Genomic DNA, 2,087 nt, shown 5'->3' with positions numbered 1-2,087 from the left:
TTTACTTCTACCGTTGAAAGATAACTCAAAACGCTCTATAGTATCGCAACCATCTGCCCAAGCAGGCAACTGCTCGCCTTTAGAGATAAGCTCTAAGTCCTTGCGATAAGCTCTTAAATAGACGTTTCCCTTGCTTCCTACGTCAGCCCGACTTTTACCAAAATACACCGTAGAACCTAGCAAGTTACCCGTTGCATCTCTTTCATCAAATCGGTTAAAACGTCTTTTCTTGCTTGTAAACTCTTGATTTTCAAGCTTTTCAATCATTTTAGACAAAGGGAAAATAGTATTGTTTGCAACGTCCAGGGCTATATCAATGCGCGAAATCCAACCCCCATTTTGCTCAATGTATTTCATCACTTTCACTAAAAAATCTTTATCGCTCAAGCCAAGACGAGCGCAACCAATACCTGAAAATGAGTATAAAATGCTAGAATTGTCAGCTTTCCACGCAATAATTACACCATCAGAGCGAACACTTTCGTTATATCCATAAATCCCTTTTCCCTCAGAAAAAGAGCCACTAACTAAATCCAACCCCAAAAAATCAAGGAAAGCAAACCGAGGAGAAACAACCTCGTCACCGTCCCAAATTAAGTCAGACGTAAAAACCACGTTCAAATAGTCAATAGATACATTCAAAACATCCTTCAAAGCACTATTTAAATTTTTTTCTTTTTTCATAAAAACACCCGTTTGTCCTTCGACCCCCCATAATTATCATAACGGGGGGTCCAGGTTCGCCCTTTCGGGCTCCCCTGGAAATTCTCGTTATTCATTTAAAAACTCGTGTTTTCTAACTCTCAAAATCTCAATCCCTAAAGCATAATAAGGCCAATCAGATTTTTTCAAAAACACTTCGTTTTCATCTAGTAGGCGCAACGCTGAAACATATTGAGCGTTAGCCCACAAAGCAAAAGCAGAATCAATCTTTTTCAAGGCATCACTTTTGACATACTTCACATCACATTTCATAACCCAAGCTTTCAGACTTTCCAAAATCTCAGCGTCTGACTTGCTGCACCAGCCGTCTTTACTTGTTACCATCATTTCGATTACCTGCAAAGTTATGAGCAACAGAAAGCCCTTCGAGCTCATCCAAGTAGTAAGAGTGGTCTTTGCTAAAGTGATAGCCTGACGCTTGAAGCTCATAAAGAGCCCCTGGGCTGAGGTCATACTTTCCATCAAAAACAACCCTCACACGGTCACCAGTTCCAAAGTGTGTCAAAAGATACGTCCAACCTTGTGGCTCTTGTGAACGTTGCGGTCTTCCGTCCGCCCCGATCACGTTCGAGCCATCAGGATTTTTCAATTTGGGAAAGTACTGTACTGGAGTAGTTCCAGGATACTGCACAATTAAAGTAAAACTCTCTTTTGAGCTTGTTTGCGTAGGAAGAAACGTCTTCCAGTCATTATTTTTATTATGATTTGCCAAAGTAAAAGGCACCTCCAGGTAATTATCTAGGAAGCGCCTCGTCTTATTTCTTATTTAATCTAACGACTTGACCTTTTCGGCCTTTTCTGTTAGAATTTTATAAGAATTAGATGAGGACGTTTGATTGCTTGCCGGCGGATAACGTCCTTTTTCTTTTTTCTTTGGTAATGCTTTCTTAATTTTAGCATTTTTAAAAAGTAACGTCAAGGCAGGGCAGTTCTTCCTACAACCCTATTTTACGTTATTTTTTTTTGCGCAAATGGACGCAAACACCCCATCACTCCATTTTTCTATTTTTTCATTTTCTTGTATAGAACAAATAAAATCAGCTTTATTTTCGCTTGAAGCTCGTCCTGGTACGATACTCCTAAAACTTCTCTAAAACGCCAAATTAACGGGAAATTGGAAAAAGCCATTTTTACAGGGTTTTCCCCCCGTTTCGGGCACCCTTCTACAAGTGGTTCCTCTTGGCGACGGTCTAGGCAAGCCCGACCCCCGAAAGTCTTTCAGCCTTTCGGCTGGCGGTCACAAGCCTACCTTGCCAAGTCCACTTGTAAAGGGTCTAGATAAATGCCCTTTCTGTATCCAAAGCCACTACAAAGCCCCCCCATTTAGAAACATTTTCCAATTTTCCGAGAGATGGAACCTGATA

The 2,087-nt window shown here is 40.8% G+C and carries 3 protein-coding genes; all 3 read right to left on the bottom strand.

The features are described 5' to 3' along the window. Positions 1-684, bottom strand: a 684-nt coding sequence (locus LG369_RS08455; RefSeq protein WP_225750798.1) for a replication initiation factor domain-containing protein, incomplete at its 3' end; no start/stop codon positions are given. 87 nt (positions 685-771) lie between these two features. After that, a complete protein-coding gene (locus LG369_RS08450) occupies positions 772-1,050 on the bottom strand; it encodes a hypothetical protein (protein WP_225750797.1) in 279 nt (92 codons plus the stop codon). Next, positions 1,034-1,435, bottom strand: coding sequence for a hypothetical protein (locus tag LG369_RS08445; protein ID WP_225750796.1), 402 nt, complete (start codon positions 1,433-1,435; stop codon positions 1,034-1,036). Before LG369_RS08445 ends, LG369_RS08450 begins: the two co-directional genes overlap by 17 nt. Positions 1,436-2,087: the final 652 nt, after the last annotated feature.

The sequence above is a fragment of the Streptococcus sp. Marseille-Q4154 genome (assembly GCF_916700545.1).
Classification (GTDB): Bacteria; Bacillota; Bacilli; order Lactobacillales; family Streptococcaceae; genus Streptococcus; species Streptococcus infantis_I.
Note: the sequence above shows the minus strand (reverse complement) of the source record. Positions and strands in the feature narration are given on the sequence as shown.